At 58.3% G+C, this 7,373-nt stretch carries 6 protein-coding genes; 3 read left to right on the top strand and 3 right to left on the bottom strand.

Annotated elements, in window-relative coordinates; genetic code table 11:
* Window positions 1-80: 80 nt before the first annotated feature.
* Both PSV43_RS15110 and PSV43_RS15105 read right to left on the bottom strand, forming a co-directional pair.
* Window positions 81-3,152 (bottom strand): PSD1 and planctomycete cytochrome C domain-containing protein, encoded by a 3,072-nt coding sequence (locus PSV43_RS15110; RefSeq protein WP_300198906.1) that lies wholly within the window; start codon window positions 3,150-3,152, stop codon window positions 81-83.
* A 42-nt stretch (window positions 3,153-3,194) separates the two neighbouring features.
* Window positions 3,195-4,148: a phosphatidate cytidylyltransferase gene (locus tag PSV43_RS15105; protein WP_300198903.1), complete on the bottom strand. Its 954-nt coding sequence runs from the start codon at window positions 4,146-4,148 to the stop codon at window positions 3,195-3,197.
* A 279-nt stretch (window positions 4,149-4,427) separates the two neighbouring features.
* On the opposite strand from PSV43_RS15105, the gene PSV43_RS15100 reads away from it, so the two are divergent.
* The 3 genes from PSV43_RS15100 (at window position 4,428) to PSV43_RS15090 (ending at window position 6,458) form a co-directional block, all read left to right on the top strand.
* Complete coding sequence (locus PSV43_RS15100) at window positions 4,428-5,288, top strand: alpha/beta hydrolase (RefSeq protein ID WP_300198900.1); 861 nt, start codon at window positions 4,428-4,430, stop codon at window positions 5,286-5,288.
* 84 nt (window positions 5,289-5,372) lie between these two features.
* A complete protein-coding gene (gene pgsA / locus PSV43_RS15095) occupies window positions 5,373-5,972 on the top strand; it encodes a CDP-diacylglycerol--glycerol-3-phosphate 3-phosphatidyltransferase (RefSeq protein WP_300198897.1) in 600 nt (199 codons plus the stop codon).
* Between the two features lie 24 nt (window positions 5,973-5,996).
* Complete coding sequence (locus PSV43_RS15090) at window positions 5,997-6,458, top strand: RidA family protein (protein WP_300198894.1); 462 nt, start codon at window positions 5,997-5,999, stop codon at window positions 6,456-6,458.
* A gap of 50 nt (window positions 6,459-6,508) precedes the next feature.
* On the opposite strand, the gene PSV43_RS15085 is transcribed toward PSV43_RS15090, so the two are convergent.
* Complete coding sequence (locus PSV43_RS15085) at window positions 6,509-7,291, bottom strand: DUF3313 family protein (protein ID WP_300198892.1); 783 nt, start codon at window positions 7,289-7,291, stop codon at window positions 6,509-6,511.
* Window positions 7,292-7,373: the final 82 nt, after the last annotated feature.

Below are 7,373 nucleotides of genomic sequence, written 5' to 3'. Positions count from 1 at the left end.
CTACTTTGCTTCGCCCGGACGGCAGCTGGCCTGACGCCCACAAGTAGCAAGTTTAACCATGTAGAACTAAGCTGTCGATCTCAGCCCTTGGTCACCACTTCGTCGAGGTTTAGCACGAGATTCGCGACCATGGTCCAGGCGGCGAGTTCGGCGGGGTTGAGTTTTTCATCGGGTTTGGATTCGCCGTAGGTGATGGCTTTTTTGGCTTCTTCGGGTTTGGCGGTGTAGGCGGCTACTTGCTTGTCGAAGTCCTGGCGGATGATCTCGGCTTCCTCGGCGCTGGGGTAGCGGCCTGTGGCGTTGCGGAAGAGGGCGGTGATGCGGGCGTCGGTGCTGGCATGGGTCTGCATGACGTGCTGGGCGAAATTGCGTGAGGCTTCGAAGAACTGGATGTCGTTCATGAGGGTGAGCGCCTGCAACGGGGTGTTGCTGCGTTCGCGGCGCAGGCAGTAGCTCTCGCGATTTGGGGCGTCGAAAGAGGTCATGTTCGGCGGTGGGGCGGTGCGTTTCCAGAAGGTGTAGAGGCTGCGGCGGTAGAGGGATTCGCCATGGTCCTGGATGTAGTTGCGGGTGTTGCTGCCGCCAAAGCCGACGGGCTCCCAGATGTTTTCGGGTTGATAGGGTTTCACGCCTTTGCCGCCGATTTTGGGGCTGAGCAGACCCGATATGAACAGGGCCTGATCACGCACGGCTTCGGCGTCGAGACGGAAACGCGGGCCGCGGGCGAGGAGGCGGTTCTCCGGGTCTTTTTGAATCACTAGGTCGGAGCAGTGGGTGCTCTGCCGGTAGGCGTGGGAGGTGACGAGCATGCGTACGAAGGCTTTCATGTCCCAGCCGCTTTCGTGGAAGGTGACGGCCAGCCAGTCGAGGAGTTCGGGGTGGCTCGGTGGCTCGCCTTGGGAGCCGAAGTCGTTGCTGGTCTTCACGAGACCGATGCCGAAAAACTGCTGCCACAGGCGGTTGGCCTGCACGCGAGCGGTGAGCGGATGCTGCGGGCTGACGAGCCATTTGGCGAGATCGAGGCGGGTGTAGTCGGCCTGGGCCGGGAGCGGGGGCAAGATGGCGGGGGTGCCGCGTGAGACCTTGTCTTTTGGTTTGTCGTACTGTCCGCGATCCATCACGAAGCTGTCACGTTTTTCGGGCAGGTCGGCCATGATGAAGGTGGCGGGGATGACATCATCCAGCGTCTTCTTTTGGGACTCCAGTGCGAGCCTCTCACCACGGGGGCCTTGCACGAGGGTGCGTGCGCCTTGGTACTCGTTTTCAAACCACCACTCCTTGAGGCGGGTGGCGTCTTTCTCGGGCCATTCGGCGGGCTTCTTGCCCCGAACGAGGGTTTGCAGATCGTTTGGCAGTTCAGCGACACGCTTGCCTTGGTTTTTTTCGATCCATTGGCTCCATGACCACTGCGGATCTTTGGCGGGATCGACACGAGATGTCATGGCCAGACGGTCCCAGTAAACGGTGCCGCCGAACTGGGTGAAGGCATAGCCGGTGACTTTGATGCCGGGCTTGAGGCCTAGTTTCTCGGCGGGGACTTCGAGCTTCACCCATTCGCCCTCTTTGGGCAGCGCGCCCATCTGGACTTTTTCCGGTGTGCGTACCTGCCCGAAGGGGATGGCACCTTCCTGGCCCCAGACGGCGCGGTGGTTCCAGCCTGCGGTGTGAAACTGCAGCATGATGGCCTTGGGCGGATTGGCGGGGTCAATGAAGCACTGGACACTGATCTTGCCGTTCGGCGGGATGTCGAATTTTGCGCCGCTGGAGAAGAAGTCCTGGGCCACGCCGGTGGCCGTGCGTTTCAGAGAGGTGGTGCCGCTGAAGACAGGGCCTTTGTCCTTGGTGATGAGCTGTGTTGGTTCACCGGAAAAATCTGCCTTCGCGGGAAAGGCATCTTCAAACCACACGAGTTCACTGTTCTGTACTGGGGGTGGCGGGGTTTGGGTGGCGGGGTCGGTGTAGTTCAGGGTCTGGATGGCGGCGTGGATCTTGGCCTGTGTAGAGGCAATCTTTTGATCAAGCTCAGCAAGCTGCTTTTTTTGCTCGGCGGTGCTGAGGCGGAGGATCGGTGGGGTGAGCAGGATGTTGCCATCCATGGCGGGATCTGCGGTGCTGTTGAAGAAGGCGTAGAGCGAATAAAACTCCTTCTGCGAGATGGGATCGAACTTGTGGTCATGGCACACGGCACAGCCGGCGGTGAGGCCCATCCAGACGGCGACGGTGGAGTCGGCACGATCCACGGCGTAGCGGAAGATGAACTCTTCATTGATGCTGCCGCCTTCACTGGTGGTGACGTTGCAGCGGTTGAAGCCGGATGCGATTTGCTGATCCACGGTGGCATTGGGCAGGAGGTCACCGCCGAGCTGCCAGAGGGTGAATTGATCGTAGGGCAGGTTGTCATTGAAGGCGCGCACCACCCAGTCGCGGTAAGGCCACATGCTGCGTTCGTTGTCGAGGTGGAGGCCGTGGGTGTCTGCGTAGCGGGCGGCGTCCAGCCAGTAGCGGCCCATGTGCTCGCCATAGCGTTCGGACTTCAGAAGACGGGCGACGACTTTTTCATACGCATCAGGCGCGGTGTCGGCGATGAAGGCATCAATCTCGGCCAGCGTCGGCGGCAGGCCGGTCAGGTCGAGCGTGACACGGCGGATGAGTGTTTCCTTTGAGGCAGTGGCGGACGGGGAGAGGCCTTCTTTGGCGAGCCGGTCTTGGATAAAGGCATCGATGCTGTTTTGAACCGGTCCTTGGACCGGGGGTGGTGTTGCTTTGACGGGTGCTTCGAAGGCCCAGTGCTTTTTGTATTCCGCACCTTCCTTGATCCAGCGCTGCAGAATTTCCACCTGGGCGGGTGTGATGTGTTTATTCGATTCTGGCGGGGGCATCAGCTCGTCTTCGTCCTTGGTGAGGATGCGCTGGATGATGGAGCTTGCCTCGGGGCTGCCGGGCTTGATGGGAAACACGCCTTCGATGGCCTTGTACGCGACTTCAGGGAGATCGAGCCGAAGATCGGCCTTCCGTTTCTTCGCGTCAAAGCCGTGACAGGCGAAGCAGTTGTCACTGAGAATGGGCCGGATGTCGCGGTTGAAGTCGAGCTTCGTCGCCGCCGATGTGGAGGCGGTCAGAGCAGCAGAAACGATGAAGGCACGGAAGAGCATGGGGATGGTGTACGTCGTGGCCACCACCGTGCTTTCCAAGCATCACGCATCAAACGTGTAGCGCACCACATGGAAAAACACGGGTGCGGCGAAGCATAGCGAGTCCATGCGGTCCAAGATGCCGCCATGGCCGGCAATGGCCCCACCCCAGTCCTTCACGCCGCGGTCGCGCTTGATGGCCGACATTACCAGGCCACCGGCGAAGCCCATGAGCACGACGATGGCCGCCATGCCAGCTGCCTGCAGGGGTGAAAACGGAGTGGCCCACCACAGCGCGGCACCGAGAGCCACAGTCGTCAGACCACCCCCTAGAAACCCCTCCCAGGTTTTACCGGGGCTGACGGTGGGGGCGATCTTGTGTTTGCCGCAGGTTTTGCCCCAGACGTACTGCATCACGTCACTCATCTCCACGATGGCGACGAACCAGAAGAGCAGCTTCGCATTCTGGCCCTCAAAGCCGGGGATTTCGAGCAGCAGCAGAATCGCGGGTGCATGGCTGATGCAATAGACGCATATCATCATGCCCCACTGGATTTTAGCCGTGCGTTCCAAGAAGCGTTCGCAGTCACCGGCCATGGCGGTGCGCACAGGCACCAGCAGGAAGGCATAGACTGGGATTAAAATGGCGAACATGCCGTACCATTGGGTGGCCAGAAAGTAGTAGTGCAGCGGCGTGATGATGAAAAAGACCCAGAAGAGGGTGCGGTGATCTCCGGGCTTCGTGGGCGTGAGAGTGATGAATTCCCGAAGAGCCATGAACGAAGTCAGAGCAAACAGGAGGGTCGCGCCCATGGGCCCCAAGGCCAGCGCCCCGGCAAACACGGCCACCATGCCCCACCAGGCTTTGGTGCGAGCGTTCAGATTGGCCACCGTTATCTTGGCGGCGTCGGATGACGCCCGTTGGGCCAGGACCCAGCCGATGACTGAAGCGAAGACGAGGAGTCCCAGCGTGCCGCCGAGAAGCCAGAGCAGAGCCGGATCGGAGAGGAAATTCATACTAGGTGAGAGAGATGGACAGCTGTTTCGTTTGATTTGCAAATCGCTTTAGGCAAGCCGCCACGCTAGCCGCATGAAAATGACTCGTCACACCTCCATTCTAAGCGCAGCCACCCTGAGCCTGTGCATGTCCTCCCTGCTCAGCGCCGCCGATCTGGGGCTCAGGAATGGAGACTTTACCACTGGGGAAGCAAGTGACCTCGCACATTCCGACCAGCACCACGATTACGCTGATGAAATAGCCGCAGTTCAGGCGGAACCCACTCACACTCATTGATCATGTTTCGTTATCTCCTCTGCCTTCTCGGCCTGATTGCTTCACTGTCTGCCGCTGAACCGATCACGCACCTCTATAAGAAGGCGGGTGATCGTGAGTTGAAGCTCACCGTCATGAAGCCACAGGACTGGAAAAGCAGCGATCAGCGGCCGGCGATGGTGTTTTTTCATGGGGGAGGCTGGGTGGGCGGCGGGCCGGTTCAGTTCACCCAGCACAGTGAGTATCTGGTGACGCGTGGCATGGTGTGCATTCAGGTGGAGTACCGGTTGATTGCCAAGGGAGACGAGGGGCCGCCTATTGATTGCGTGCATGATGCGAAGTCGGCGATGCGCTGGGTGCGCAGTCATGCGGTGGAGTTGGGGATTGATCCGAACCGAATCGGTGCCGGCGGTGGCAGCGCGGGCGGGCATCTGGCGGCGTTCGTGGGCATGGTGGAGGGGCTGGATGATCCGCAGGACGATGTGAAAATCTCGCCGAGGGCGAATGCTCTTGCCTTGTTCAATCCTGTTTTCGACAACGGCCCGGATCAGGGCTGGGGATACGCCAGGGTGGGTGAACGTTTCAAAGAGTTTTCCCCGGCGCACAACATCAGCGCTGATGATCCGCCTGCGATCATTTTCCTCGGCACGAAGGACAAACTGATTCCGGTGGCCATCGTGGAGCGCTTCAAGGCCAATATGGAAAAGGCAGGCGTGCGCTGCGAAGCGATCTTTTATGAGGGGCAGGGGCACGGTTTTTTCAATCCCGGCAAGGGTGGAAAGATGCAGTATTACTACGAGACAATGATGGCCACTGATGGGTTCCTTGCCTCGCTGGGATGGTTGAAAGGCGAGCCCATGCTGCAAAAGCCCCCTGAGCCGTAAAGGGATGGGCAAAATTCTTTCGTTGCAGGACGGCCATTGACAGCGGGGGGATTCCATCGCTAGACAGAGATACCCCAACTTTGCATGAACCTGCCGAACAAGCTTACTCTCTCACGCCTAATTTTGACAGGTGTGTTTGTGGTGTGTTTTTACATCCCCTGGGCCAACACGGTTTCTCTGGCGCTGATCATCTTCGGCATAGCCTCGGCGACGGATTACTTTGACGGGAAGATCGCGCGTGCGCGGGGCATTGTGACCAACTTCGGGAAGCTGTTTGATCCGCTGGCGGACAAGATTCTCATCGCCGCAGCTTTCATTCTGCTGACCTCAGACAAGAACTTTCCCGAAGCGGCACGGATGCCGGCGTGGATCACCATTGTGATTTTGGCGCGTGAGTTTTTTGTGACGGGGATCCGGCTGGTGGCGGCAGGGCAGGGTGCGGTGCTGGCGGCAGAAAAACTGGGTAAGCACAAGATGCTGTGGCAGATCCTGACGGTGATCTATTTCATGATGCGTCAGGCATCTTTGGAGCCCATTTTTGGCATTACACACCTGGCTTTTACAGCGAGTCCGGAAGTGGAACGGATCGTGGCTGCGGCCCTTGTTTATTTCACCACACTGCTGACGCTGGTGTCTGGTTTCAGCTACTTCTGGAAGAACCGGCATCTGTTTGACGATGCTTGATATTCTTCTCCCAATCTCGCCGCCATGAACGCAGAACAACAACTCATCGCCCTCGGTCTCACTCTTCCTTCCGCACCACCGCGTGGCGGTGTTTACAATCCGGTCGTGATTGTCGGGAACATGGCCTATGTCTCCGGGCACGGTCCTTTTCTTGGGGATGGGAAATATCTGACAGGCCGGGTGGGAGCGGATCTCGATCTGGAAGCGGGCAAGGCTGCCGCGAAGCAGACTGGACTGGCCCTGCTGGCAACTTTGAAAAGCGAACTGGGCAGTCTGGACCGTGTGAAGCGTGTGGTGAAACTGCTCGGCATGGTCAACTGCCCGTCAGATTTTACCGATCACCCGAAGGTCATTAACGGCTGCAGCGAACTATTTGGCCAGATTTGGGGCGAAGAGTTCGGCATTGGAGCACGCAGTGCGGTGGGCATGGGCTCGCTGCCCGGAAACATCGCCGTCGAGATCGAGGGCATCTTTGAACTGCACTAAAAAACCTGCGCTGTTGCCAGCGCAGGTCGTCGCGAAAACCTTGGGGTGCCTCAAAATTCCATGATCTGGACGGGCATGCTGTCCCGGATTTGCTTGTCGGGCGGCGAGCTCATGAGCTTTTCAAACTGCGACGCCCATTCACGAATGGCAAATTTAGCCTGGCCGGTGGGATAAAGCTCATTGGGAAAGAAGAGGAGCACCGCCATTCGGGTCTCCTCCTTGTCGGCGAACTCGAAGAAGGATTTACCAGTCTTGGGCTCAGTCAAGACTCCTTGAATGGCGATGGCAGGGCGCGCAGACTTTCCAATCAGACTGCCGACGGGCGTGAAAGGCACGGGGACCGCCATGTCCAGCGCTTCCCGGATCACCAGTCCAGAGTAGGTGTTCGGTTCCCATTCGATGATCGACAGCTTGAGTGTCATGGCATCTTTGGAAGGCGCGTTCACGACGGTGTAACGTGATTTTTTGTTCGACTTGAAAGCCTTGACGAATTTATCATGCGTATAGGTCTCAAGGCCCTTCATCTTGGAGTCACGCCGTTTGTCGCTGAACTCCATGAGCACAAATTTTTGCTTCATTGCACGTAGTTCATCGGAAACCACCGGGGCGATGTAGATCGATTTTACCTGCTGCGCAGCTGCCAGGACTTTCTTGTCGGTGTTCCACCAGTTGCCGAGGAAGGGGGAGCGTTTACGGTTTTCCTTTAGTTTACTGGCATGTGGGAGGAAGGCGGTGGGCTTGACATCGACGGCGGCCAACACGCTTTTAGCGGTACGGCATGAGATCATCATCCAAGGGATGAGCAGGAAAAAGGCGGTACGGATCAGCATCATGGCACAGTATTTGGATACGTCTCAGAAAGGGATATGGCAAATATTTCATCTTTTGGCCCCACAAACTTCCCGGCAACATTTG

Source organism: Prosthecobacter sp. (assembly GCF_029946185.1).
Classification (GTDB): domain Bacteria; phylum Verrucomicrobiota; class Verrucomicrobiia; order Verrucomicrobiales; family Verrucomicrobiaceae; genus Prosthecobacter.
This window is presented reverse-complemented; position numbering and strand designations above follow the sequence as displayed.